This window comes from Trichococcus sp., assembly GCF_055118575.1.
Window position 1 is genome coordinate 39,426 of the sequence record NZ_JBSQPW010000008.1, and the last position, 24,333, is coordinate 63,758.

A 24,333-nucleotide genomic window follows, 5' to 3' on the forward strand; every position below is an offset into this window, starting at 1 on the left:
CCCCTTATTTGCGTTCCGTAAGAATTTTTTGTTCGTAGTTTTTCACTTCAGTCAGCCATTCCGTACCAGCTGGTACATTTTGTTGTTGGCAATAGAATTCCCAGACAGCGCCGAATGGATAAGATTTCATTTCTTCCGTGACAGCCAAACGGGTTGTGAAATCGCCTGTGCTTTCGGCAGCCTTCAATGTTTCGATCGGGCTCAACATGCCCAACAGCAAGGATTTCAATGTGCTGCGTGCGCCGATGACCATGGCTGCGACACGGTTGATCGTTGCATCGAAGAAGTCCATGCCGATGAAAGTTTTGTCCAACAAATCGTTGCGAACCAATGTTTCGCCGATGCGGGTAGTCGCTTCATCCAAGATGACCACGTGATCGGAATCCCAACGGATCGGACGGCTCACGTGCAGCATCAAGCCTTTACCGAAAGGCAGGAAGGCCGTGAATTTATCGGATACATCCTCGGTTGGATGGAAATGTCCCGCATCGATTGTCCACAGGATATCCCTTGTCAAAGCGTAGGACAGGTAGAAATCGTTGGAACCGGTCGTGAAGCTTTCTGCACCGATGCCGAAGAGTTTGCCTTCGACTGCGTCCAGCATGTACGCATCATCGAATTTTTCTTCCAAACATTGATCCAAAGCATCACGCAGGCGTACGCGCGGCGACATTTTGTCGATTGGATTGTCTTTGTAGCCATCCGGGATCCAGATGTTGTTCACGCAAGTTTGGTTCAGTTCTTCGCCGAAGTAAGCGGCCACTTTGCGGCTGCGTTTCACGTGTTCGATCCAGAACGCTTGTGTTTCAGGGTCATTGCTGGACAATGTGCCGTCTGTCGATTTTGGATGGGAGAAGCAAGTAGGGTTGAAATCCAGTCCAAGGCCTTTTTCTTTTGCCCATTCTACCCATTTTTCGTAGTGCTTCGGTTCGATCTGATCCAAGTCGATTTTTTCGTCCGTATCCACGTAGATGGCATGCAGATTAACTTTATGATTACCAGGGATCAGGCTTAAGGCTTTATCCAAATCGGCACGCAATTGCGCTGGCGTCGTTGCTTTGCCAGGGTAGTTGCCGCTGACGGAAATCCCGCCGGTCAAGGCTTGATCGGGGAACATGAATCCCAATACGTCGTCCCCTTGCCAGCATTGCAAGGAAACCTTGATTTGGCTTAATTTTTCAAGTACTGCATCCGTATCCACACCGATGGCGGCGTATTTTTGTTTCGCTAAAGCGTATGCTTCTTCAATAGGTTTTGTCATTTGTCTATACTCCAATCTTTTCTTCGTATTTTTTTAGGTGCTCCCGGTCTGCGATCGGGTTTGGCGGGTATTCTTCAACGTGGATCTGACTTCTCAGCCATTTTCTGGCTTCCGCCAGGTCAGCAAATTCGCCGGTTGCGATCATCTGCACAAGCAAGTTTCCGATTGCGGTGCCTTCGGTAGGTCCGGCAACGACCAGCTTCCCGGTGACATCGGCAGTCAACTGATTCAGCAATTTAACATTCGCTCCGCCGCCGACGATGTGCAACACATCTATCGTTTCCTTCGTTAGTGCTTCGACTTTCTTCAGTTCATGCGCGTAGGCCAAGGCCATATTGCTGTACACGCACATCACCAATTCGCCGGTCGTTTCCGGAACGATTTCGCCCCGTTCACGGCAATAGGATTGGATTTCCGCAATCATATTTGCCGGATTGAGGAAGCGCGGATCGTTCAGATCGACATACTGCAGGAATGGTTCGACTGCATAAGCCATCTGCGCCATTTCCCCGTAGGAATGTCTGTAATCCAGGTTGCGCGCGATTTCCTGCACGAACCACATGCCGGTGATGTTCTTCAGGAAACGATAGGTCCCGTAAGCGCCCCACTCATTCGTGAAGTTCGCTTCGTAGGCGGGACGGTCATTTATCGGTGCGTCGTTTTCGACACCGATCAACGACCAAGTGCCGCTGCTGAGGTAGGCCCATTTACCGCCCAGCGCCGGCACGCCGACGATGGCGGATGCCGTATCGTGCGTCGCTGCAGCGATCACTTCGATTTTGGGCAAATCATAGCTTTCCGTCAGATCAGCCTTCACATCGCCGATTTTCGTTCCTGGCACAACCAGTTCCGGGAACTTCTCTCTCGGGATGCCCACAAGTTCAAGCAGGTCGGCATCGAACTCCCCGGTTTCGAGATTCAACATCTGCGAAGAGGACACATTCGTCACTTCACCGACCATTTCCCCGGTCAAGCGGTACGCCATATAATCCGGTATCATCAAAATTTTGTCCGTCTTGGCCAACAAGTCCTTGTCCTCTTCATACAGTTGATACAAAGTATTGAAGTTCAGGAACTGGATGCCCGTTTTGGCGTAGATTGTCTCTTTGTCGATCTCTTGCGCCACTTTTTCCATCGTATCTTTCGTGCGTTCGTCCCGGTAACTGATCGGCAGCTGCAGCAATTGGCCGTCCGTTCCAATCAGGCAGTAGTCGACCGCCCATGTATCGATCCCGAGATGGCATTCCGTCACGCCGAGTGCCTTCAGTTTGGATAGTCCAGTCAGGATTTCTTCGAAAATGGTTTCGATATCCCATCTGTCGGATCCGTCGATGCGGCTGAAGCCATTTTTGAAACGGTGCACTTCCTGCAACGCCAATTGTTTATTATCTATTTCCGCCAGCATGATCCGCCCGCTGGAGGCTCCGATATCTATCATCGTATAGTACTTCATTTACTTGTTTCACACCTCCGCCTTGTAATTGTTTACATTACTATTAAACAACTTCTGGATGTATGCTACAATGTCACTGAATGAGTTGTGAGTACCAAATATACAGGAGGTGTTCGAATGGATCTGATTGCGCTGTTATCGCAGGAATCTGTCATCGAAAAGGAACAAAAAAAGCGCCATAAATTTGTGCCCGATCTGCCGGAACTGGAAGGGGAGGCGACTCGAGCGCCAAAGATCAAGGAGCATCTGTTTTTCGAAAACAAGGATATCTATATCAGCAAACACAACCGCTACGCCGCCTACCCAGGGCATTCGCACCAATTCCTCGAGCTCAACTACATCGTGAAGGGCGAATGCCGCCAGATCATCAACGGGGTCCCTTATCTGTTGAAGGAAGGCGATATTTTGTTGATGGACACGGGCAGCGAACATTCCATCGAAGCGCTCGGCAAGGACGATCTGCTTTTGAACATCCTTTTCAACAACAAAAGCATCTCGATCAACTGGCTGATGAACATGAACCACAACGACAGCATCCTCTACAAAATTTTGCTGACGAACAACCCGCTGGACACGCACGCAGCGAATTTCATCCTGTTCCGCAATGAACAAAACGAACACATCAAGCAGATCATCAACAACATGGCCGATGAATATTTCTTCCCGAAAGTCTTTTCCGGAAAGATCATCAGCAGCTACCTGCCGATTCTGCTTTACGAATTGGCGCGTTCCCTGCCGCACGAGTACAGCGAAACGTTCAGCAAAAAAGACCCCTTTTACGAGGTCCTCCAGCTGATCGATGCCGAATTCACGACCCTGACCTTGGACGCGGCATCCAAACGGCTGAACTTCAACAAAAACTACTTGAGCAACATGATCAAGAAGCGCAGCGGGCAGACGTTCACGGAACTGCTGAACGAAAAGCGGCTGCTGAAGGCCAACCTGCTCATCGAATCCACCGAAATTCCGATCCAGACGATCCTGACCGAAGTCGGCTTTTCGAACAAGACCTATTTCTATACGTGCTATAAGAACAGATTCCACTGTTTGCCCTCGGAAGTGCGAAAAAAATAACAACCAAAATGGTTGTCCGATTCTTCGTGGTTATCGGACAACTCCAAGGTCATACGTTGTCTGGTTGTCCGATTCTTTCCGGTTATCGGACAACTCCAAGCGCTAATGCTACCTGATTGTCTGATTCTCTCCGGTTATCGGACAACTCCAAGTGCTAACGCTGCCTGGTTGTCCGATTCTTCGCGATTATCGGACAACCTTCAGGCGCTCAAACACTCTATTACCGAACTAATTGAAAAAGTGAAGGACAGCCCCGGAAAAATGGGGGCTGTCCTTCACTTTTTTCATTCGTAGCCGTTCGGATTGTTCTTTTGCCAATTCCAGGAATCGCGGCACATGTCCGCCAATGTCTTCTGGGCGGTCCAGCCGAGTTCTTCTTTGGCTTTCGTCGCATCCGCGTAGCAAGTCGCGACATCACCGGGGCGTCTGTCGACAATTACGTAAGGGATCTCGACACCATTGGCATCCTGGAAGTTATGCACCAAGTCCAGCACGCTGTAGCCGGTGCCTGTTCCTAGGTTGTAGATGCCAACGCCTTCCGTTTCCTTGATTTTGTCCAAAGCCTTGATGTGGCCTAAAGCCAAGTCGACGACATGGATATAGTCGCGCACGCCTGTGCCATCCGGTGTATCGTAATCATCACCGAATACGCTCAGGCGCGGCAATTTACCGACCGCCACCTGCGTGATGTACGGCATCAGATTGTTCGGAATGCCGGTCGGGTCTTCGCCGATCAGGCCGGACTCATGCGCACCGATCGGGTTGAAGTAGCGCAGCAAGGCGATGCTCCACTCGGAATCGGCGAATGCCACGTCCTGCAGGATCTGTTCGATCATCACTTTTGTGTAGCCGTAAGGGTTCGTTGCGCTTGTCGGCAGGTCTTCCGTCAGCGGTGACACGTTGTTCATGCCGTAGACCGTCGCCGAAGAACTGAAGACGATCTTCTTCACGCCGTGGCTGCGCATCACATCGCACAATACCAAAGAGCTCGTGATGTTGTTGTGGTAATATTCGATCGGTTTCGCCACGGATTCTCCGACTGCTTTGTAGCCCGCGAAATGGATGACCGAGTCGATTTCCTCTTTTGCGAAAACGGCGTCCAAGGCTTCGCGGTCCAACACATCCACTTCATAGAAAGTCGGTGCTTTGCCGGTGATCGTTGCGATCCGGTTCAACACTTCCGGTTTGCTGTTCGAATAGTTGTCGACGATAACGACTTCCTGACCTGCTTTCAATAATTCCACTACGGTATGGCTGCCGATGTAGCCGGCGCCTCCAGTCACTAATACTGACATTTTATCCCCTCCACTTTCCTTTCAAAAATCAACGCAACTGTTCGACGAAACGGCCAAACGCTTGCTGGCCTTCGGGGGTACGTTTGAACACACCGGCATCCTCCAGCACCCGCAAAAAGGCTTCGCTTACCGCATCCTGCACCACTTCTGCCGCATCGGCACCGGTCCTCGCCTTTTTGTCCACCAAGCCTGCAACCCACTCCTGATGGTAAGCAGCGATTTCTGCTGTTTCTCCATTGAGATACTTTTCGATTTCGCTCAATTCATCCTTCAAGCGCGGCGGCAAAATCGCCAGCCCCATCACTTCGATCAGGCCGATATTCTCTTTCTTGATGTTCTGCACGTCCGGATGCGGATGGAAAATACCGTCCGGGAACTCCGGCGAAGTCCGGTTGTTGCGCAGCACCAGATCCAGTTCGAACAAGCCGTCCTTCATGCGCGCAATCGGCGTGATCGTGTTGTGCGGAGTGCCCTCGGTGACATGCAGGATGCCGGCCGCTTCATCCGAATAGCCCCGCCATGCATCCAGAATAAAGGATGCCGCCTCCGCCAATTCATGCACGTCCTTACCGGCAAGCCGGATGACGGACATCGGCCATTTGACGATGCCAGCCTGAACCGAAGCGAATCGATCCATTTCAAATGGCTGTTCAACCGGCGCTTCCGCCATCGCGAAGGTGTGCCGTCCGCCCTGATAATGATCGTGCGATAGAATCGATCCACCGACGATCGGCAGGTCCGCATTCGATCCGACGAAATAGTGCGGGAATTGCGTGATGATCCCAAGCAACTTCTCGAAAGTATGCTTATCCAATTTCATCGGCTTGTGCTCCTCGGCCAAAAAGATGCAGTGCTCCTCATAGTAAGCATAGGGCGAATACTGCAGCCCCCACTTTTCACCGTTCAACGGCATGCGGACGATGCGGTGGTTGGCGCGGGCCGGATGGTCGATGCGCCCGGCATAGCCTTCGTTTTCCATGCAGAGTTGGCAAGCCGGATAAGCTGATGCGGGTACGTTTTTCGCCAAAGCGATCTGCTTCGGATCCTTCTCCGGTTTGGACAAGTTTATCGTAATCTCCAGCTCCCCGTAATCAGTACGGTGCTGAAACGCGATATTTTTGGCGATGCTGCGGGTTTTGATGTAATCATTGTTTTGGCTGAGCTCGTAAAAATAGTCAGTTGCCGCTTCCGGATTTTCTGCATAGACTGCCCAGAAATGCTTATTGATGACGGAAGGCATCGGCGTGATCAAAGACATGATCTGCGCCTCCAGCGTCTCCCTCGCGTATTGGTAGTCCGCGATTTTACCGTTTGCGACCGCCCAATCCACCAAGCGATCCAGCAGATCCAAGCGCTCCGGCAAAATTTGCGATGGCTCCAATTTTGTGTCCAAATCTTCCTTGCCGATCATGGCCAACAGCAGATTGCGCTGCGCAATCCTGTCCATCGCTTCCGTTTCGCCGTTTGCGATGCCCGTTTCCACGAAATCGACAACAGCTTGATCGATCATGTACGCTGTCTCATTTATCGTCATACCAACCGCTCCTTATAACCGTTTTGCGCCGTCGCTGATTTCGGCGATGTAGAATTCTGCCGGATAACCGATCGCTGCTTCATAGGTTTTACCGACATTTTCGATAAAGGTCGGAATCGCATCTTTTTCGACGATGGCGATTGCGCAGCCACCGAATCCAGCTCCGGTCATGCGCGCTCCCAAGACACCCGGTTGGTCCCATGCAGCTTGAACCAAGGTATCCAGTTCGATGCCGGTCACTTCATAATCATCCCGTAAAGAAATATGCGACTGGTTCATCAATTGGCCGAATGCCTCCAATTCGCCTGCCTGCAAGGCCGATTTGGCTTTCAAGGTGCGTTGGTTCTCTGTTACCGCATGACGTGCACGGCGGTACAAAACATCGCTCTCCAGAACTGCTTTCGCATTTTCGAAGGTTTCTTCATCGAGTTCGCCCAAGCTGCCGACCGAGACGACTGTCTGCAGCTTCGCCAACGCTTCTTCGCATTCGCTGCGGCGTTCGTTGTACTTGGAGTCGACCAATTCGCGACGTTTTTTTGTATTCATGATAACGATTGCGTGATTGCCCAATTCTACAGGAACCATTTCATATTCAAGCGTATTGCAGTCCAGCAAAATCGCTTTGTTTTCCTCGCCCATGCCGACAGCGAACTGATCCATGATGCCGCTGTTTACGCCGATGAACTCGTTCTCCACGCGTTTGCCTGTTTTGATGAGGTCCAAGCGGTCCACGTTCAAATCGAACAGATTATCCAAAACGACACCCATCAGCAGTTCAAGGGATGCGGATGAGGACAGACCAGAGCCGTTCGGGATATTTCCGAAAATGACCATATCCATGCCTTCCGGAATGGCATGACCGGCTTCCTTCAGATAGCGCAGCATGCCTTTCGGGTAGTTCGCCCAGCTGTCAGCTTTTTTGTGATCAAGATCGGCCAAATCGAAGCTGATGACGCCGGCTTCTGGGAAGTTTTCCGAGTAAAGACGGACTTGCTTCAGATCATTTTTTGCCGCGATAGCGTATGTCCCCAATGTGATGGCGCAAGGAAAGACATTCCCGCCGTTGTAATCCGTGTGCTCGCCGATCAGATTGATCCGTCCCGGTGCAAAAAATGCTGTGTAATCCTTTTTGTCGAATAATTCCTCAAATTTTTGCTTCAACCCTGTCAATTCCATCTTCATCCGCTCCTTCTTGTTTTTGATAAATTTTTACTTGTTATTTTTACTAAATATTAACTAAATGAATTATAACCCCACAACAAAGAAGTGTCAAGCGATTTTGCAGCGCTTTCACCCCGTGCGGAATTTGATTCATTTAACACAAAAAACCGCAATGTTAGGCATTGTCAAGCCCTTCATTGCGGTTTAACATTCAATTAGCTTATTTCCAGGTAAAAAAAATATTTGGGTAATTGTATCGAATAATGCACACAGCTTTGGAACGGATGACTATTCAAGTGTGACCTTCCCGACTTTCAGCAAGTGCACGTCATTCTCCATACAGTAGAGCCTGATCAAAGTGGTTGCCAAAAAACAGCTGTATAACGCCATTTGACTTCCGGCTAAGCGAAACACGATAATGTACAGGATGGCCCCAAGGATGGACGCCATCGCATACACCTCTTTGCGGAATATATAAGGAATCTCCCGAGCGAACACATCCCTGATAAGTCCGCCACCGGTTCCGGTCAATACCGCCAACGTCACCACCACGTACCACTGTTGAAAGCCCAGCCGCACAGCCACCTCCGCTCCGATAGCAGTAAATGCCCCAAGACCGATCGCATCAAAAAATTGCAGTTTCTTCGCCAATTTGTTGATGTGCGTATAGAAAAGAATGACAAAGCCGGCGGAAAGCAAGCTGATGAGTGCATAGAGCGGGTTTTCCAATGATGCCGGCAAAGGGCGATCAATCAGCAGATCCCTGACGATCCCGCCGCCTACCGAAGTCGTGATCGCAAATATCCCGATCCCGTAATAATCAAGATCCTTCTCGATCGCGGTCAATGCCCCTGACATCGCAAAGGCGATCGTTCCGATTATTTCAACTATAGAAATAAATTCCATTCAATGTGTCCCCCCTGATGATAGTTCTCTGAAAATATTAGGTTTTGCAAAAAGTATAACGCAAAAGAATGCAAAGTCGCCATAAACTTTGCATTCTTTTTCATTCTTTTTTAGCCTGTTTGCACAAACCTATTTATTCTGTAGCTTCCATATACCCTTGCGCCCAAAAATATTGAACATCAGAGAACTAATTTTTCATCAGATTGTGCTGGTGTCGATCACGAAACGGTATCTGACGTCGGAAGCCAAGACGCGTTCATAGGCCTCGTCGATCTGGTCGGCTGAAATGACTTCGATATTCGGAACGATGCTGTGTTCGGCGCAGAAGTCCAGCATTTCCTGGGTTTCGCGGATGCCGCCGATCATGGAACCTGCAAAGGAACGGCGATGCCCGATCAAGGACATCACATTCACTGACAGCGGTTCTCCTGGAGCCCCGACGTTCACCAGCGTGCCGTCGAGTTTCAACAAGCCCAGGTAAGCGTCCAGATTGATCACGGCACTCACCGTATTGATGATCAAATCAAAGCTGCCGGCCAATTCCTTGAATGTTTCCGGATCCTTGGTGGCGTAATAATGCTGCGCCCCGAACTTCAGTCCGTCTTCTTTTTTGCTCAACGTTTGCGAAAGGACGGTGACTTCAGCCCCCATCGCATGCGCGATTTTGACGCCCATGTGCCCCAATCCGCCCAGTCCGATCACGGCGACTTTCTTGCCGGGGCCGGCCTGCCAACGGTTCAATGGTGAGTAGGTTGTGATGCCAGCGCACAACAGCGGCGCTGCGGCGTCCAGACCGATGTTGTCCGGAATGCGCACAACAAAATCTTCGGTCACGACGATATGCGTCGAGTAGCCGCCCTGTGTCGGTTCGCCGTATTTATCGACTCCGGCATAAGTCGGGACATTGCCTTTCAGGCAGTACTGCTCTTCCCCGCGCAAACAATTTTCGCATTCTCCGCAGGAATCAACCATGCAGCCGACACCAACGCGATCCCCAATTTTATATTTCGTTACGCCAGGACCGACTGCGGTGACCAATCCCGCGATTTCATGCCCAGGAACGAGCGGATAGTGCACATGTCCCCACTCACCATGGGCTGTATGGATATCCGAATGGCAGATACCCGCAAACTTGATTTCGATCAGAACGTCCTGTTCATCCAATTCCCGTCTCTTGATTTCAGCAAATCGGAACGGTTTGTCCGGACCGTCGACTGCTCTTGCTCTCGCTAGTACCATCTATTTTTCCTCCATTATGCTTTTAATTCAAAAGCAGCGTGCACGCTCTTGTAGAAAGAGCATACTCCTTAAAGTTAAGGTTAAGTCAAGCGATAACCGATAGGAAGCGCTAAATTACTCCAGCCTTTTTTGTTTCTTATTATTAACATTATTTCTATTCTCAGTATAACTAGTTTATACTTAATATTGAAACAATTCGAAAATAGGAGGAATCAACTTGAAAACGAAAGCCTATTTTGCTCTTCCGGTTGCATTATTGCTTATGGCTTGTTCGAACGAATCAAACGAAACTCCCCAACCCGAAGTCACTCAATCCTCAATCAGCGAGAGCACGGAAGTTATCGACAACGAAACGGCCTTTTTGGAACAACTTGCGGATTTTGATGCGGAGCATGAGCCATTTATTGTAGCCTATTACGATTCCCTCGACGACATTAAAGAAAAAGTATCCGACGAAACGAATACTTTTGTCGATCCGGAACTTTCTGAAAGAGAACTGCAGATCAAACTGATATTCAAGGGTGACGATGATTATTACCGCGTGGTGTTGAAAGAAATTTAATTACTTGAGATATGCAACTATAAAGTGCGGTGTTGTAAGCTAGCCGTTTCAATTCCTATTATCTATTCATCCAAAATTGAAGGAGTTGAGGTATTTTGAGAAACTCTTTAAGATCATTTGCAAAAATCAGTTTGACTTTCGTATTTTGGTTCGTCATTAATGAAGTGGTTTCGTTTTTGTTTGGCAACAGGATACCTCTTCCCACTATTGAGGATTCCAGCATTATACTTTTTTATTTTTTGATTTTTCTGTTTGAGCTTGTTTTGTCGTGTCTACTAACCTATTTTGTATTTACCATCGCAAGAAAATAATATTTCATGATTAATTATGCAATTCTCACAAAAAATGGATTCACGTTTCTATTGACTCTATCAAAGAAAATAGGTATCTAAATATGAATTTTTTAAAATATAGTAATCTTATTTTTTATGTTCTATTAACACTTTTGATGATTTATGACTATTTCCCTGATTCGTTCTTATCCGATTGGATTCCAATAGAATTGAATGCGGGAATCATATTAAGCTTGTATCTTGTGTCCATATTGTTCGAACGTTTCCGGCGTCCCAAGAATGCGGAAAATATAAATGGACAGATATTTTCATTATTCTATCTGTTCTCTGTGTTGATTTTATTGACCGCTCTAGGCGGAAATTCCGCTTCAGGCATAGGTTTAGACAATATCGGAGTTTGGGTAACTTTGGCTATTTCTTTTGGAGAAATTTATGTACAGAAACGTAAATCAGAATGAAAAGCAAGCAGCCTATGATTCCTTATCGCAGGCGGCTTGCTTTGTTTTTACATGATTTTCTTGCTACGGTTTAACAGGTGAGGCATCTGGGAAAGGCATTATCTATTTTTCAGTGCTATTTCATCTGGCTCTCCAAAAAATCCCGCAGCACAACGACATGATTGATCTCCGGATCCCGCGCGGCATAGACCAATGTGACATCGGTCGCTTCCAACTGTTTCAGAATCTCTGCTGCGGCAGCAGCGGTCGGCGGATTCGTCAATAATTCCTCTTCATATTGTTCCTTAAAGGTGTTAAATTTTTCCCGATCGTGGTCGAACCATTTACGCAAATCCGGGGACGGTGCGCTATCCTTCAGCCATGCATCCAACTGCGCGGCCTCCTTCTTGACTCCACGCGGCCACAACCGATCAACCAAGATCCTGAAGCCATCTGTTTCCTCAGTAGATTCGTAGATACGCTTCATCTTCAGTTCCATGTCCATTCTCCTCCCATTTACTGCTTTAAAACTGGGCCACCAGTTCCATCATCTTATCCACTTGTACCTTCTCCAGGTAAAGGTGCTGCTGCAAATTGGCGATTTCTTCCTCAAGCCGATGCACTTCCGCTACTCTGGCCAGCAGTTTCGCTTGATAGTTCTCCTTACCCATTTTAAGCGCTTCTGCAACAGCAGCCTTTTGCTGCTTGTACTGATGATAGAGCATGGCCTCAGCTTGGCTTTTTGGGCCGCCTGCCGCTTCCATTCTTTTGCAACTTCTTTCGCAGCGCTCGAATTGTTCCTTTGTCATTGTCATCGTGTTTCCCTCCAAATTGTTTTTTTGAAAACAAAAAACCCTTCTTTAAACAAGAAGAGTCGGGAATGTCGCTTTGCTCTTCTTATCTCTCAGATTGCTCTGCAGGATTTAGCACCGTGCCATTGCGCTCGCGCATTGGTCGGTTGCTGAGATGTCATCGGGCCAGTCCCTCGATCTCTCTTGATAAAGAAGTTATTTAATTTTCAAATATATTATGTCATACCCTTGCGCAAAATTCAACTAATCGCGAATCCATATATTTTATTTTTTAACTACATCTGTTCTACACACTTCCTTAGTATACTGAAGAAGGATCAAGCGATCCCGTGTTGCTGATCATTTCTTTTGTCCGATCAACAAGAATGAAACAGCCGCATAAACTATAGTCAGTATACATAGGAAGGAAGAACTTATTCATGAAGAAAAAATATTTGATGATTGGCCTGATTTCTTTTACTGCCTTGACAACCTTTGCTGTCGCAACTCCCGTAGATGCAGCGATGATGGATACGGTGACATATGAAAATCACGGTCAGTATGTACGTAGCCATGCCACTCATCTCCGTCACCACACGGAAGACGACCATCACATGAACGGCATCAGTATGCATGCAAGAAACTGGGACGGACATATCCGTTATTCCACTGGAGAACTGGATCCATCCTTAGACCAATAATTTCGGTACATGGACAACAGATTATAGTTGATGGCATCTTTTTGACCATATAGCTAAATAAGGCGGCATCAAAACCAGAAAGTATTATTCTGGTTTTGATGCCGCCCTATTTATTTATGTATGGGACTTGATTTTACGCTCAGAAATAACCCTTTAAAACAGTTATGGCGGGCATTCACGCTACCAACTCGCTCTGATTGTTCGATTCTTCCACATTATCGGACAACCACCACAGATCAAGCGTACTTCAACGCAATCTCTTCCACGAATTTGGTCACGTCCTTGAAGGCGTCGCAGCAATCCTCCAACGATTTATAGATTTTGCTCCGGATGACGATGCTAACAGCATCCGCATCGCTCTGATAGAGATCGCGCATGGATTGGATGTAGAGAAGATCGCCTTCCTTCTCACAGGCATTGATCCGGTGGATGACTGCATGGATCTCTTTTTGTGACTTTTTGTAGGTTTTCAGTAGCCGCACCGCCGTTAGCAATTCTTCAGCTGATTTTTTGACCAGATCCAGAAATTGATTGATTTCCGGTGTGATATTCTGCGGTTGATAGATCTCAATATGGATCATGACGTCCTCAATCATGTCGATGGCATGGTCCAGACTGGTGACCAACGCAATCACATCCTGCCTATCGAAAGGCGGCAACAGATCGTTGTACATATAGCGCATCAACCTGTATTTCGCGAGGTCGGCATTGTGCTCGATCTCATGCATCTCATCCAACTTTTGGCTAAGGTCAGCGACCGGATATTCCGCCAAAACCTGATTCAGGAATTCCGCCGATTGGACACCCCATTCGGCAAGCCTGATGAACTCATCGAAATAATCCAACTTTTCCGTCTTCTTTTTGAACATAACCGAAACCCCCTAGAATATCCGAATGAACAGCTTTGCCATCAGATAACCGACAAGGCCGCAACCTGGAAAGGTCAACACCCACGTATAAACCATTTCCTTGACCGTCAACCAGTTTACGCTCGACAGATGCCTGCCTGCGCCCACTCCCATGATGGTCGTCGTCTTCGTGTGGGTCGTGCTCACCGGCAGCCCCAAGAGCGATGCCGTCAAGAGGCTCAAGGCCCCGGCAAAATCAGCGCTGAATCCTTGATAGGTCTCCAGCTTCACCATATTGACCCCTACCGTCTTGATGATTTTCCCACCACCGATTGCCGTTCCTAAGGCCATGACTGTGGAACACAACAGCATCAGCCAGACAGGAATCATGAAATCAGTCGTGGCATTCCCTTGCGACAAAGCGATGCCCAACAGGAAAATCCCGATGAACTTCTGGCCGTCCTGGGCCCCATGCATGAAGGCCATCGCCGCCGCACCGGCGATCTGGCTGTTGCGGAAGAAAGTTGTCGTGCTTTGCCGCTCGATGTCCTTGAACAGCGCGCCGACCAGTTTCACGACAAGGAATCCCAGAGACAATCCAAGAACGGTGGAAAGCACCAAACCGTAAAGCACCTTGATCCATTCCGCACCATTGATTCCATCGATACCGCCTTGCAACGCAATCGCAGCCCCAGACACCCCAGCAATCAAGGCATGGCTTTCACTTGTCGGAATGCCAAAATACCAAGCGGCAGTGGCCCATACCACAATCGCAAAGAGCGCCGCACACAGCGCCACGACCGCATCTTCCGTATTTCCGCCAAAATCAACCATCTTCGCCATCGTCTGGGCAACTTTCGCATTGACTGCGGTCATCGCAAAGACACCAAAAAAATTGAACACTGCCGCCATCAAGATGGCATTGCGCGGGGTCATACTTCGTGTCGAAACGCAAGTGGCGATGGCGTTCGGCGCATCCGTCCACCCGTTCACCAAAACCACGCCCAACGTCAAGATCACCGTCACCGCAATAGCCGGGCTCGTCAGCAGCAACTGAATGAATGCACCAAATGAAATCGCCATAAAGGACCACCGCCTTTCCGGACCGCACTGAAGTAAGTGACCTTACATCGGAATCCCCACTTCGATATGCTGGAAGGAATCCACATCAAACAATCCTTTATCCGTCAATTTCAGCCGCGGAATGACCGGGAGACACAGAAACGAAAGAATCATGAAAATGTTCTGTCCTTCCTCCGCCAGCGTAGCCAACTGCCCGTGCAACTGATGCAATTCCTTAATCACTTCTTCATACGGTTTTTCCGACATAATACCTCCGACCCGCAGCGGGACTGAAGCCAATACTTTGCCGCCATCCACGATGACGAGTCCGCCTTGCATCCGTTCCGCTTCCTCGATCGCCAGCAGCATGTCTTCATCGTTGGTTCCGGCCACGACCAGATTATGCGAATCATGGGCTACTGTCGAAGCGATTGCGCCCCGTTTCAGACCTAAACCACTGACGATGCCAGCACCGATGCTGCCGGTTTGGTGATGGCGCTCGCACACAACCATCTTCAGTTGATCATTTTGCGGATCCGCAACAAAAAATCCGTCTTCCGTCTGCACATCCCTTGCGTTTTTCTGTGTAATGATGCTTCCCGGCACAATGCCGATAACCCAAGCTTTTTGGCCTTCCAAGAGTGGAATCTGCAAGTCGACTTTTGTTACTTTCTTTAAATGAAGCGATGATCGTACAGCTTGCGGGACAACAGCATGGACATTTCTCAGCTCATCCAAATTCAGCACGCGCCCGTCTTTGATGATCGTTTCCGGGCTCAGCCTCTCTAAACTGTCCGTAATCAAGATGTCCGCAACATAACCTGGTGCGATGGCGCCTTTGTCCTGGATACCGTGACACACCGCATTGTTGAGCGTAGCCATCTGGATCGCGATCAGCGGATCTAAGCCTTGTTGGATCGCAAGCTGGGCGGCATAATTGATGGTTCCCTCTTCGGCTAACTCGTCTAGATGCTTATCATCCGTACAGAATGAAAAACGACGGCTGTTCCTTTCGTTGATGGCCGGCAACAACGCCAGCAAATCTTTCGCGGCTGAACCTTCGCGCACCAATACGTGTATGCCACGGCGTACGCGTGCCATTGCTTCTTCCGCCGTCACCGCCTCGTGGTCATTGCGGATTCCGGCTGTGCTGTACACATTCAGCGCAGTATCAGTCAAACCGGCCGCATGTCCATCGACCATCATCCCAGCTTCTGTCGTCATGCGGATTTTTTCCAGCATGTCCGGGTCTGCATCCAAGACAGCTGGATAATCCATCACTTCCGCCAGGCCAATGACGGTCGGATGGGTCAAATAAGGGCGGAGATCATCCGCAGTCAGCGTCGCGCCGTTCTGCTCGAAGGGCGTTGCCGGCACACACGAAGGCAGCTTCATTAGAATATCCATGTCGGCATTGGCGGCGTCCTCGAGCATAAAGTCGATTCCGATTGTCCCTGCGACGTTCGCAATTTCATGAGGATCGGTCACAACGGTCGTAATACCGTGTTTGATGAGCGCCCGTGAAAATTGCGACGGTGTCACCATCGTCGATTCAATATGAATATGCCCATCGATAAAACCCGGCAGAATGAACTTGCCTGTAGCATCCACCACTTGCTTTCCGTTCGGGTAGGTACCGATGCCGACGATACGACCGTCCCGGATCGCGACGTCAGCCTCAAAGGTCTCAAGCGAAAACACATCCACTATGGTTCCATTTTGAATGATAAGATCCGCTTCCTCCAGTTGTTGCGCCGCTTGGATCAACCTTTTCAATCCATCTCCCATACAAATTCCCCCTGGTTCCATTTCGCTCTCTTGATCAGCGAATCTCTTGTTTTTTCTTATATTATACACGATTCTCGTGGGGGCCGATAAGCATCTTAATCGCGGCATGATTTTCATGATGCATAATACTTAGGTGATCGGTTTTACCTATCAATACTGTTCGTTTTTAACTATTTGCTTCTTACATACGCTGGTGATAAGATTTCCTCATGCCTTCGAGCGACAAAAAGTAAGGAATGTCGGTTTACGGTTTACCATCACCAGCAATAACCATGTGGGGCGTTTTTTCGGTCGAATGACCGGCAACTATTCAAAAAAAAACAACAGGAGTGAATATAATGAAGAAACTACTATCAAAAATCTTATTCGTGGGTACAGCCGGCTTGGCTTTGGCGGCTTGCGGCGCAACAACAACCGACTCAAGTTCGGACAGTGCCTCTACAGCATCCAGCACTGCCGCAACAGCAAATGTCTTGAAGACAATCGAAGAAAACAAACAATTGCGCATCGGTGTGGAAGGCACTTACCCTCCGTTCAGCTATCATGATACAGAAACCGGAGACTTAGTCGGTTTCGAAGTGGAAATCGCAGAAGTCATTGCGGAAGATTTAGGTGTGGAACCTGTCTTTGTCGAAACGAAATGGGATTCCCTGATTGCCGGATTGGACGTCAATAAATACGATATCGTCATCAACAACGTCGGCGTGACCGAAGAACGACAAGCGGTCTACGACTTCACCGATGCTTATTTCGAGTCCTATGGCCAATTGGCGGTCAGTGCAGACTCCGACATTCAAACTTTGGATGACTACAGCGGCAAAAAATCAGCCCAATCAACTACAAGCAATTACGCACAGAACGCCCGTGACCTGGGTGCTGAAATCGTCCCTGTCGACGGCTTCAATCAAGCAGTTGAATTGATCACTTCAGGAAGAGCTGACGGAACGATCAATGATTACATCACTTTCTTGACTTACTTTGAAGAATATCCAGACTCCACTTTGCGTCTGATTGATGAAAAACTGCCTACAAACGATAAAGTCGGCATCATCCTGCAAAAGGAAAACACAGATTTCCAGACTAAACTGAATGAAATCATCGCAGCCCGCACAGAAGACGGCACTTTTAAAGCAATCTTCGAAAAATACCTAGGCGAAGACATCAGCGTCGGCGCGAACAACTAAGAAAAGCTGAACGGGCTCGTTCCGTCTCACATATACGAAATCGTACCAATTGCGCAGATTAGAGCTCAATCGGTACGATTTATCTGATTTATGGATGGTTAATCCTTGAAGCTAGCCATCATCGTTGGATGCGTGTTACAATTTGGTATCTCGTGAACCACTTGCGGTGATGCGCTTTTGGACATTGAATAGTTTTTTAATTTTTAATATAAAAAGGAACGGTGAGTAAATTTTGCAGCATACATTATCCATAATCGAAAACGCCCTATGGCCAATTCTGGAAGCAGGATTTACCGTCACCATCCCCTTGGCGCTGATTTCCTTTGCTTTGTCCCTTGTACTGGCAGTCCTTACTGCAGTCATGCGGATTTCGAAAAGCAGGTTGTTGAAAGGGCTGGCTTGGTTCTACGTTTGGGTATTCCGCGGCACACCGCTTTTGATCCAATTGTTCATCGTCTTCTTCGGTTTGCCGAAGCTGAACATCACCTTGGATGCGTGGACGGCTGCCATCCTGACTTTCGCGCTGAACAGCGGTGCCTATTCGGCCGAATCCATCCGTGGCGCAATCCTGTCTATCCCGAGAGGCCAGTGGGAAGCGGCTGACTCCTTGGGAATGACGCACGGACAGGTCCTGAAAAGGATCATCTTCCCGCAGACCGTCCGGATTGCCTTGCCGGCTGTCATGAACGACTTCATTTCTCTGGTGAAATCAACTTCGCTGGCATCCAGCATCACGATCATTGAAATGACGATGGTCGGGCAGCAGTTCGCTTCCGTTACCTATGAACCGCTGATTCTGTATATGGAAGTAGCTGTGATCTACCTCCTTATCAGTACCGTGTTGACTTGGATCCAGGGCAAATTGGAAACCAGAACTTCCAAATATCTGAAAAAGGCGTGACGACATGATTGAAATCAAACATATCCAAAAATCCTACGGTGACTTTCATGCCCTCAAGGATATCTCATTAACTTTCAAAACTGGCGAAACGACCGTCATCGTCGGGCCATCCGGTTCAGGCAAGTCCACGCTGTTGCGTACCTTGAATTTGCTGGAAGTGCCTGAGAGCGGCATTCTGAAAAACGGCAATCTCGAAGTCGATTTCAGCTCCAAAATATCGAAAGAAACGATGATGGCGATCCGCAAAGAAACGGCGATGGTGTTCCAGAGTTTCAACCTCTTCCCGCATCTGTCGGTATTGGAAAATGTCATCGAAGGCCCGATTACGGTTCTGAAACTTTCGAAAACAGAAGCGACGGCCAGAGCCAAAAACCTGCTGACCAAAGTCGGCTTGGCCGACAAACTGGACCATTACCCGGACCAACTGTCGGGCGGTCAACAACAACGCGTCGCCATCGCGCGCGCCTTGGCTATGGAACCGGATTTCGTCCTGTTCGATGAACCCACTTCCGCCCTTGATCCCGAGTTGGAGGCAGAAGTGCTGCGAGTCTTGAAGGAGCTCGCTTCCGAAAAGCTATCCATGATCATCGTGACGCACAACCTTGACTTCGCACGGGAAGCAGCGGACCGCATGCTCTTCCTGGAGGACGGCAAAGTCGGCTTCGACGGCCCGACCAAGGACTTCTTCGCAAGCACAACCGATCCAAGGATCGCCCGCTTCATCAACAGCATCTCGATTTAAAAAGATAGACGATACCAGAGCTTGGATGCTCTGGTATCGTCTATCTTTTTTGAGGCACTGGATACTATTGTACGCAACATTATGTTTTATTCTCGAGTTCGATGATGGTCATGATGGCATAATTCGTCATATCCATCACCGTATCCCTCCTGAATTCCATTGTTCTGTCGGCTGACTTCCCTAGGGTCATCGACTCCATAAATCGATTATATTCCTAAATTTACTTTTTTAGCATGTGCCGATAGTGCACTTTGCGTGACTGAGTGTTGTCGAGTATAATTATTCATAAGAGGTGAGAAACATGCTAATTACAAAGTCCAGACTGCAAGGAAGTTCCGTAGTTGTCACCCTGCCGCTTCACAATGGCGAAAAATTAGAACCCAATAAAGAATATGTCGTAATCTATTCACCAGATGGGACAATCACATTGGTTCCAAAAATTGATGATCCCTTTGTTTTGTCCGAAGCTGGAGCTTTTTACGAAAAAGATGAGTGGAATAATTTATCTCCTGAAGGGAGAGAACTATTCTGATGAACGCTTCCGATAGGTACATCCCCAAGAAAGGCGATATCGTCTGGGTAAATTTTGACCCATCTTTAGGAAATGAAATCAAGAAACGTCGGCCGGGACTGGTTGTCTCAAGATACGAATTTAATCGTTCCACCTTGTTTGCGGTTATTTGCCCCATCACTTCGACAATAAAAAACATTCCTACTCGATATACGTTGCCGAAAGAAATGGTTCTCACAGGTCAAATCGTCATTTCCCAACTCAAATCTTTGGATTTTCACGCCAGAAAAATCGAATTTGCTGATAGATTGCCTGTTCAGGATATCGCTAAAGTCGATCAGATAATCGAATACATTTTTTAAAATCCGCAATCACTTAACAGCTGATTGCGGATTTTTTGTTGTATATACTTGTATTTGGATACAAATTAACAGGGTTATGACTAATTCGTCATACCAGGCATTACGGCCATGCTGTCGATGATTTCAGGATTCACCATGCCGAAAATCATGGCAATATGGGCAACGACAAGGAAGCCGCCGACCAGCATAAAGTGGATTTTCATTTTTTCTTCATCGGTTTTATTCCGGAACAGGACACCAATTTCCATGAGTGCGATCGGCAATAGGAACAGTACGCCGCTCAAATAGAAGCCCACTGCCACAACGTCGACCCACGTGTGCCAACCATTTGTGGTGGTCAATGGAATCACTGCGTTAAACAACAGGTAGAAGAATATTCCCGTGAAATAGAAGCCGGCAAAGATACCGACGATTTTGTTCAAAGTCTTCAAACCACCCGATTTTACCCTGTCAAAAATAATGAAAAATTCTGAAATCGTCATCGTCTCCGCGCAGATTACAGGGATTGCCATAAAGATGATCAGATTCTAGGGCTGATTTGAAGCTAATAAAGACATGTAATGAGTCATGCTCACTTTTGTTTCCTCCTCAAAGTAAAATAACTAAAAATTGATAGTCTTAATATACCGAATGAATGTGTAGATTAGATGGAGATTGGGCGTCTTCATATGAGCTACATAATGACCTGATATTCTGTGAATGTAGAAAAAAACAATCCGGAAAGAGGGGTTCAGATAATGCAAACAATCCAATTTATCATTTCAATATTGCTGATTTTTATCTTAGTGATGTTAGTCATAAATACAATCCGTAAATTCGATTCTGTTTTGAGAGCAGATGTGAAACGACTGCGGTCTGAAAATGAAGCTTTGAGGAAAGAGCTTCTCAAACGCGGAATCGTTGAATATGTCTAATAGCTGAAAACGGATAGCCGAAACAAACGCTGTCTATACACTATAAAAAAACAGCCGGAAAACGGAAGTTCGATAGACGAACTCCGTTTTCCGGCTGGTTTATTTTGTTGAAATCAATTGATTTGCCTTCACTGTTGCGCAGTTATTAAAAAACTTGCACTTCAGATTTAGTAGTTTTTGTAAGAACAGCAATAATCCACATACTTCTCAACGATCATCTTGAAGGATGAGTTCGCCGGAACGACATAGCTTTGGCCTTTGCTGTAAAGCGTGTATTCCGCTTCACCCGGCAACATAACCGACATATCGCCACCCAGGACTTCCATTATTTCCTCTGCATCAGTGTTGAATTCGTACTCGCCTGCCAACATGAAGCCAAGTGTCTTATTCTCTCCGCTTTCGAACAAAACCGTTCTGCTGGTAACTTTCCCATCAAAATACACATTTGCTTCCTTGATCACTGTAACATTTTTGAATTCCATCCTGTTTCCTCCATTAGCCTGTTTATTTTATGGTTTGCTTGCACGTATAGCCTATTTTCTTAGTATTTTCTCCATGGCCTTGCCTTTTGCCAATTCGTCGATCAACTTATCCAGATAACGGATCTTTTGCATAAGTTTGTCTTCGATCTCTTCAACGCGGTAACCGCAGATGACTCCTGTGATAAGCGAAACGTTGGGATTCAGCTGCGGCGCCTGTGCAAAAAATGTCTCGAAATCAACTTTATTATCCAGTTGTTGCTGCAGCGCTGCCTCATCATATCCGGTCAGCCAGAAAATGATATCATCAACTTCCTCTTTGGTCCGGCCTTTTTTCTCGGCCTTCTTGATATACAACGGATAGACACTGGCAAAAGACATCCCAAATATTTTCGTATTTTTCATACTGGCCCCTTTCTGAAACTTCCTGAATCTATTTTCCATACTTATGATGTTTATTATGCCACAAATCGCAAAAAAATGTAAAAACTCGATTCATTAGCCTCCATCATCTTTTTCCTCTAGCATTTCCATGAATTTTTCTCCGGTCATGGTTTCTTTTTCGAGCAGGTAGTTTGCAAGCTCATGCATTTTCGGTACGTTCTCCCGGATGATTTCTTTGGCTTTTTCGTGGGCGAATGTGATGATGCGCAGAACCTCATCATCGATTTTCGCAGAGGTTTCATTCGATACGAGTGAGGTTACATCCGTTCCCAGATAAGGATTATTGATCGTTTCCAAAGCCATCATGTCGAATTTTTCACTCGTCCCGTATCGTGTGACCATCGCTCTCGCAATCGCTGTTGCGGCCTCTATGTCATTTTCCGCCCCGGAGGTGACCGTATTCAGGATGACCTCCTCGGCAGAGCGTCCGCCCATGTAGGTGACGATTTTATTCAGGAATTTTTCCCGGCTCATCAGTATTTGGTCTGTCTCTTCCGGCTGCATCGTATAGCCGAGGACCCTGGATGTCCTTGGGATGATGCTGATTTTATTGACTGGTGCGGAATCGGTCTGTTTTGCGGCAACGATCGCATGGCCGATTTCATGGTAGGCAATCGCCAATTTATCTTCTTTCGAGAGGATCGCATTTTTCCGTTGGTAGCCGGCCAGAATGATTTCCAAAGCATACTCCGAATCGGATTGAGTGATCTCGCTGCGTCCTTCCTTTATGGCATGGAGAGCGCCTTCATTTATCAGATTGGCAAGGTCAGCTCCGGAGCTGACGGGTGTATACTTTGCGATTCCTTTCAAATCAACATCCTCCGTCATTTTGACTGTTTTTGCATGCACCCTCAGAATCGCCTCTCTGCCGGCAATATCCGGCAGTTCGAGTGGAATGCGCCTGTCAAAACGCCCTGGCCTCAACAGCGCTTTGTCAAGAACTTCAGGTTTGTTCGTTGCCGCCAGGATCACCACGCCTTTTTCCGAGGAAAAACCATCCATCTCATTCAATAATTGGTTGAGCGTCTGGTCCCGCTCATCATTTCCGGTAAAGCCCGCCACATTCCGGCTCTTGCCGATCGTATCGATTTCATCAATGAAGACGATGCAGGGGGCTTTTGCCTGGGCTTGATTGAACAGATCTCGCACCCTGGCTGCTCCGACACCGACAAACATCTCCATAAATTCTGACCCCGATATCGAAAAGAACGGAACTTTGGCTTCTCCCGCGACAGCTTTCGCAAGCAGCGTTTTGCCGGTTCCCGGAGGTCCGACAAGCAGAATCCCTTTCGGCATCTTCGCCCCGATTTCCCGGTATTTTTGGGGATTGTGCAGAAAATCGATCACTTCCCAAAGTGCTTCTTTCGCTTCGTCCTGGCCTGCTACGTCCGCAAATGTTTTTCCTGTTTCAGATGCAGCATAAACCATGACATTGCTTTTGCCGAATTTCATTTCGCTGCCGCCGAGCCCTCCGACTCTTCCCTGCAGCCTGCGCATCATAAAGTTCCAGAACGCATACAACAACACCATGGGCAGAATCCAAATCAGGAAGAAATTCAACAGTGGGGATTCTTCCGGGATAATTTCCTGGGTAAACTTCGCATTCGTGGCCAGTAGTCTCTCAGTTAGCGCTGGATCTTCCATTCGACCAGTTATGAAGACAGCTTCCTCGCCTTCATCATTCAGTGCCGTGAATTCGATGCGGCTATCCTCCACCAGCACCGATTCCACACTCCCTTCCTCAATCATGGCAACAAACGTCTTGTAGTCCACTTCTTCACCCTTTGACTTCATTATACCGCCAAATGATATGAAGGCGGTATCAATTGGCTATCCAGGATATTCCAGCCAATTTCGAAAGAGCGTCGTATCGATTTTCTTTTTCTTGACACAGATCAAGTATCTTTTGGCGGATCAGCATTATAATGAAAGCATCAGAACTCAGAAAGAAGGATCTCAGATGTCCAATCAACCCACATTTACAGAAGTGACGGAAGCTCTCTTTCCAACATTGGAACAATACGTGCCGATTGTAGCCCGTGTACATGGAAAAAATCACCCGGAATTCCATGATGTTCACCAGCTATTCAACGCGATCCTCGAAAAGACCCTAACAGCCGACACAAAAAAACCAGACCTGAACGAGGAGTTCATCCAATTGCGCGCGGTTTCGAATAACTACACAGTTCCGGATGATGTGTGCGAAAGTTATGAAGCGGTCTATCAGATGTTGGCGAAAGTGGATCAAGCTTACCAAGCTTCATTATCGCCAAGAAGTTCCCGCTCTATCTGAGCACTTACCGGGACACCTTACAGCAAAAAACTGATGTCGACTTTATGTCAGCATCAGTTTTTTGAATTTTTCATGATCAAGCACGGTTGGCCGCGCTA

Annotated in this window: 25 protein-coding genes and 1 riboswitch; of the genes, 9 read left to right on the top strand and 16 right to left on the bottom strand. The window is 47.7% G+C overall.

Annotation, left to right across the window (positions count from 1 at the left end; translation table 11 throughout):
* Positions 1 to 4: 4 nt before the first annotated feature.
* Together ACTCCX_RS03465 and rhaB are read right to left on the bottom strand one after the other, a co-directional pair.
* The gene (locus ACTCCX_RS03465) at positions 5 to 1,261 is read right to left on the bottom strand and encodes an L-rhamnose isomerase (RefSeq protein ID WP_463274752.1); all 1,257 of its coding nucleotides are present in this window, start codon (positions 1,259 to 1,261) and stop codon (positions 5 to 7) included.
* A gap of 4 nt (positions 1,262 to 1,265) precedes the next feature.
* Positions 1,266 to 2,714: a rhamnulokinase gene (gene rhaB, locus ACTCCX_RS03470; RefSeq protein WP_463274753.1), complete on the bottom strand. Its 1,449-nt coding sequence runs from the start codon at positions 2,712 to 2,714 to the stop codon at positions 1,266 to 1,268.
* Between the two features lie 117 nt (positions 2,715 to 2,831).
* Between rhaB and ACTCCX_RS03475 the strand changes: the two genes are divergently transcribed.
* Positions 2,832 to 3,788 (top strand): helix-turn-helix domain-containing protein, encoded by a 957-nt coding sequence (locus ACTCCX_RS03475; RefSeq protein WP_463274754.1) that lies wholly within the window; start codon positions 2,832 to 2,834, stop codon positions 3,786 to 3,788.
* A 284-nt stretch (positions 3,789 to 4,072) separates the two neighbouring features.
* Here the strand turns inward: ACTCCX_RS03475 and galE are convergent, their stop codons facing one another.
* The 5 genes from galE to ACTCCX_RS03500 form a co-directional block, all read right to left on the bottom strand.
* Positions 4,073 to 5,083: a UDP-glucose 4-epimerase GalE gene (gene galE / locus ACTCCX_RS03480; RefSeq protein WP_068562277.1), complete on the bottom strand. Its 1,011-nt coding sequence runs from the start codon at positions 5,081 to 5,083 to the stop codon at positions 4,073 to 4,075.
* Between the two features lie 28 nt (positions 5,084 to 5,111).
* Entirely contained in the window at positions 5,112 to 6,617 is a 1,506-nt protein-coding gene (gene galT, locus ACTCCX_RS03485) for a UDP-glucose--hexose-1-phosphate uridylyltransferase (protein ID WP_463274755.1), read from the bottom strand.
* A gap of 12 nt (positions 6,618 to 6,629) precedes the next feature.
* The gene (locus ACTCCX_RS03490) at positions 6,630 to 7,793 is read right to left on the bottom strand and encodes a galactokinase (RefSeq protein ID WP_086989159.1); all 1,164 of its coding nucleotides are present in this window, start codon (positions 7,791 to 7,793) and stop codon (positions 6,630 to 6,632) included.
* Between the two features lie 273 nt (positions 7,794 to 8,066).
* Entirely contained in the window at positions 8,067 to 8,684 is a 618-nt protein-coding gene (locus tag ACTCCX_RS03495) for a trimeric intracellular cation channel family protein (protein WP_119092209.1), read from the bottom strand.
* 198 nt (positions 8,685 to 8,882) lie between these two features.
* Complete coding sequence (locus tag ACTCCX_RS03500) at positions 8,883 to 9,923, bottom strand: NAD(P)-dependent alcohol dehydrogenase (protein ID WP_276647262.1); 1,041 nt, start codon at positions 9,921 to 9,923, stop codon at positions 8,883 to 8,885.
* Between the two features lie 217 nt (positions 9,924 to 10,140).
* Between ACTCCX_RS03500 and ACTCCX_RS03505 the strand changes: the two genes are divergently transcribed.
* Positions 10,141 to 10,485, top strand: a complete 345-nt coding sequence (locus ACTCCX_RS03505; RefSeq protein ID WP_463274756.1) for a hypothetical protein — start codon at positions 10,141 to 10,143, stop codon at positions 10,483 to 10,485.
* A gap of 866 nt (positions 10,486 to 11,351) precedes the next feature.
* Here the strand turns inward: ACTCCX_RS03505 and ACTCCX_RS03510 are convergent.
* The gene (locus ACTCCX_RS03510; RefSeq protein ID WP_463274757.1) at positions 11,352 to 11,714 is read right to left on the bottom strand and encodes a DUF488 domain-containing protein; all 363 of its coding nucleotides are present in this window, start codon (positions 11,712 to 11,714) and stop codon (positions 11,352 to 11,354) included.
* A gap of 25 nt (positions 11,715 to 11,739) precedes the next feature.
* The gene (locus tag ACTCCX_RS03515; RefSeq protein ID WP_463274758.1) at positions 11,740 to 12,030 is read right to left on the bottom strand and encodes a hypothetical protein; all 291 of its coding nucleotides are present in this window, start codon (positions 12,028 to 12,030) and stop codon (positions 11,740 to 11,742) included.
* Between the two features lie 79 nt (positions 12,031 to 12,109).
* A riboswitch (SAM riboswitch) is annotated at positions 12,110 to 12,220 on the bottom strand.
* A 226-nt stretch (positions 12,221 to 12,446) separates the two neighbouring features.
* Between ACTCCX_RS03515 and ACTCCX_RS03520 the strand changes: the two genes are divergently transcribed.
* On the top strand, positions 12,447 to 12,707 hold the full coding sequence (locus ACTCCX_RS03520) for a hypothetical protein (RefSeq protein ID WP_463274759.1): 261 nt from the start codon (positions 12,447 to 12,449) through the stop codon (positions 12,705 to 12,707).
* A gap of 236 nt (positions 12,708 to 12,943) precedes the next feature.
* Here ACTCCX_RS03520 and ACTCCX_RS03525 read toward each other — a convergent pair whose 3' ends face one another.
* The 3 genes from ACTCCX_RS03525 to ade are packed head-to-tail and all read right to left on the bottom strand — an operon-like array spanning position 12,944 to position 16,522.
* Positions 12,944 to 13,576, bottom strand: a complete 633-nt coding sequence (locus ACTCCX_RS03525) for a DUF47 domain-containing protein (protein WP_463274760.1) — start codon at positions 13,574 to 13,576, stop codon at positions 12,944 to 12,946.
* A gap of 12 nt (positions 13,577 to 13,588) precedes the next feature.
* Positions 13,589 to 14,638: an anion permease gene (locus tag ACTCCX_RS03530; protein WP_463274761.1), complete on the bottom strand. Its 1,050-nt coding sequence runs from the start codon at positions 14,636 to 14,638 to the stop codon at positions 13,589 to 13,591.
* Between the two features lie 42 nt (positions 14,639 to 14,680).
* Entirely contained in the window at positions 14,681 to 16,522 is a 1,842-nt protein-coding gene (ade, locus tag ACTCCX_RS03535) for an adenine deaminase (RefSeq protein ID WP_463274762.1), read from the bottom strand.
* A 221-nt stretch (positions 16,523 to 16,743) separates the two neighbouring features.
* Here ade and ACTCCX_RS03540 point away from each other — a divergent pair, with 221 nt between their 5' ends.
* The 5 genes from ACTCCX_RS03540 to ACTCCX_RS03560 all read left to right on the top strand — a co-directional run bounded on the left by ACTCCX_RS03540 (position 16,744) and on the right by ACTCCX_RS03560 (position 20,105).
* A complete protein-coding gene (locus ACTCCX_RS03540) occupies positions 16,744 to 17,589 on the top strand; it encodes a transporter substrate-binding domain-containing protein (protein ID WP_288927502.1) in 846 nt (281 codons plus the stop codon).
* A 232-nt stretch (positions 17,590 to 17,821) separates the two neighbouring features.
* Positions 17,822 to 18,490 carry an amino acid ABC transporter permease gene (locus ACTCCX_RS03545; protein ID WP_463274763.1) on the top strand — a complete coding sequence of 223 codons (669 nt, stop codon included), beginning with the start codon at positions 17,822 to 17,824 and terminating at the stop codon, positions 18,488 to 18,490.
* A gap of 4 nt (positions 18,491 to 18,494) precedes the next feature.
* Positions 18,495 to 19,232 carry an amino acid ABC transporter ATP-binding protein gene (locus tag ACTCCX_RS03550; RefSeq protein ID WP_463274764.1) on the top strand — a complete coding sequence of 246 codons (738 nt, stop codon included), beginning with the start codon at positions 18,495 to 18,497 and terminating at the stop codon, positions 19,230 to 19,232.
* A gap of 301 nt (positions 19,233 to 19,533) precedes the next feature.
* Complete coding sequence (mazE, locus tag ACTCCX_RS03555) at positions 19,534 to 19,764, top strand: type II toxin-antitoxin system PemI/MazE family antitoxin (protein WP_068562292.1); 231 nt, start codon at positions 19,534 to 19,536, stop codon at positions 19,762 to 19,764.
* Complete coding sequence (locus tag ACTCCX_RS03560; RefSeq protein ID WP_463274765.1) at positions 19,764 to 20,105, top strand: type II toxin-antitoxin system PemK/MazF family toxin; 342 nt, start codon at positions 19,764 to 19,766, stop codon at positions 20,103 to 20,105. The genes mazE and ACTCCX_RS03560 overlap by 1 nt, the downstream gene beginning before the upstream one ends.
* Before the next feature lie 80 nt (positions 20,106 to 20,185).
* Here ACTCCX_RS03560 and ACTCCX_RS03565 read toward each other — a convergent pair whose 3' ends face one another.
* From ACTCCX_RS03565 to ftsH, 4 genes are all read right to left on the bottom strand, one after another.
* Complete coding sequence (locus ACTCCX_RS03565; protein ID WP_463274780.1) at positions 20,186 to 20,629, bottom strand: DUF6803 family protein; 444 nt, start codon at positions 20,627 to 20,629, stop codon at positions 20,186 to 20,188.
* Positions 20,630 to 21,186: 557 nt separating this feature from the next.
* Positions 21,187 to 21,501 (bottom strand): pyrimidine/purine nucleoside phosphorylase, encoded by a 315-nt coding sequence (gene ppnP / locus ACTCCX_RS03570; RefSeq protein WP_463274766.1) that lies wholly within the window; start codon positions 21,499 to 21,501, stop codon positions 21,187 to 21,189.
* A gap of 51 nt (positions 21,502 to 21,552) precedes the next feature.
* Positions 21,553 to 21,903, bottom strand: a complete 351-nt coding sequence (locus ACTCCX_RS03575) for a DUF2200 domain-containing protein (RefSeq protein WP_463274767.1) — start codon at positions 21,901 to 21,903, stop codon at positions 21,553 to 21,555.
* A 93-nt stretch (positions 21,904 to 21,996) separates the two neighbouring features.
* Positions 21,997 to 23,769 carry an ATP-dependent zinc metalloprotease FtsH gene (ftsH, locus tag ACTCCX_RS03580; RefSeq protein WP_463274781.1) on the bottom strand — a complete coding sequence of 591 codons (1,773 nt, stop codon included), beginning with the start codon at positions 23,767 to 23,769 and terminating at the stop codon, positions 21,997 to 21,999.
* Between the two features lie 133 nt (positions 23,770 to 23,902).
* On the opposite strand from ftsH, the gene ACTCCX_RS03585 reads away from it, so the two are divergent.
* A complete protein-coding gene (locus ACTCCX_RS03585) occupies positions 23,903 to 24,235 on the top strand; it encodes an iron-sulfur cluster repair di-iron protein, ric (protein WP_463274768.1) in 333 nt (110 codons plus the stop codon).
* The last annotated feature ends 98 nt before the right edge of the window (positions 24,236 to 24,333 follow it).

What these genes read in the sequence shown, in the direction of transcription:
- ade (WP_463274762.1), bottom strand. Translation starts at nt 16,522, where the DNA reads ATGAAAATCATGCCGCGATTAAGATGCTTATCGGCCCCCACGAGAATC.
- ACTCCX_RS03515 (WP_463274758.1), bottom strand. Translation starts at nt 12,030, where the DNA reads ATGACAATGACAAAGGAACAATTCGAGCGCTGCGAAAGAAGTTGCAAA.
- galT (WP_463274755.1), bottom strand. Translation starts at nt 6,617, where the DNA reads ATGACGATAAATGAGACAGCGTACATGATCGATCAAGCTGTTGTCGAT.
- ACTCCX_RS03510 (WP_463274757.1), bottom strand. Translation starts at nt 11,714, where the DNA reads ATGGAACTGAAGATGAAGCGTATCTACGAATCTACTGAGGAAACAGAT.
- mazE (WP_068562292.1), top strand. Translation starts at nt 19,534, where the DNA reads ATGCTAATTACAAAGTCCAGACTGCAAGGAAGTTCCGTAGTTGTCACC.
- rhaB (WP_463274753.1), bottom strand. Translation starts at nt 2,714, where the DNA reads ATGAAGTACTATACGATGATAGATATCGGAGCCTCCAGCGGGCGGATC.
- ACTCCX_RS03585 (WP_463274768.1), top strand. Translation starts at nt 23,903, where the DNA reads ATGTCCAATCAACCCACATTTACAGAAGTGACGGAAGCTCTCTTTCCA.
- ACTCCX_RS03490 (WP_086989159.1), bottom strand. Translation starts at nt 7,793, where the DNA reads ATGGAATTGACAGGGTTGAAGCAAAAATTTGAGGAATTATTCGACAAA.
- ppnP (WP_463274766.1), bottom strand. Translation starts at nt 21,501, where the DNA reads ATGGAATTCAAAAATGTTACAGTGATCAAGGAAGCAAATGTGTATTTT.
- ACTCCX_RS03495 (WP_119092209.1), bottom strand. Translation starts at nt 8,684, where the DNA reads ATGGAATTTATTTCTATAGTTGAAATAATCGGAACGATCGCCTTTGCG.
- ACTCCX_RS03530 (WP_463274761.1), bottom strand. Translation starts at nt 14,638, where the DNA reads ATGGCGATTTCATTTGGTGCATTCATTCAGTTGCTGCTGACGAGCCCG.
- ACTCCX_RS03540 (WP_288927502.1), top strand. Translation starts at nt 16,744, where the DNA reads ATGAAGAAACTACTATCAAAAATCTTATTCGTGGGTACAGCCGGCTTG.
- ACTCCX_RS03550 (WP_463274764.1), top strand. Translation starts at nt 18,495, where the DNA reads ATGATTGAAATCAAACATATCCAAAAATCCTACGGTGACTTTCATGCC.
- ACTCCX_RS03560 (WP_463274765.1), top strand. Translation starts at nt 19,764, where the DNA reads ATGAACGCTTCCGATAGGTACATCCCCAAGAAAGGCGATATCGTCTGG.
- ACTCCX_RS03520 (WP_463274759.1), top strand. Translation starts at nt 12,447, where the DNA reads ATGAAGAAAAAATATTTGATGATTGGCCTGATTTCTTTTACTGCCTTG.
- ACTCCX_RS03525 (WP_463274760.1), bottom strand. Translation starts at nt 13,576, where the DNA reads ATGTTCAAAAAGAAGACGGAAAAGTTGGATTATTTCGATGAGTTCATC.
- galE (WP_068562277.1), bottom strand. Translation starts at nt 5,083, where the DNA reads ATGTCAGTATTAGTGACTGGAGGCGCCGGCTACATCGGCAGCCATACC.
- ACTCCX_RS03475 (WP_463274754.1), top strand. Translation starts at nt 2,832, where the DNA reads ATGGATCTGATTGCGCTGTTATCGCAGGAATCTGTCATCGAAAAGGAA.
- ACTCCX_RS03500 (WP_276647262.1), bottom strand. Translation starts at nt 9,923, where the DNA reads ATGGTACTAGCGAGAGCAAGAGCAGTCGACGGTCCGGACAAACCGTTC.
- ACTCCX_RS03465 (WP_463274752.1), bottom strand. Translation starts at nt 1,261, where the DNA reads ATGACAAAACCTATTGAAGAAGCATACGCTTTAGCGAAACAAAAATAC.
- ACTCCX_RS03575 (WP_463274767.1), bottom strand. Translation starts at nt 21,903, where the DNA reads ATGAAAAATACGAAAATATTTGGGATGTCTTTTGCCAGTGTCTATCCG.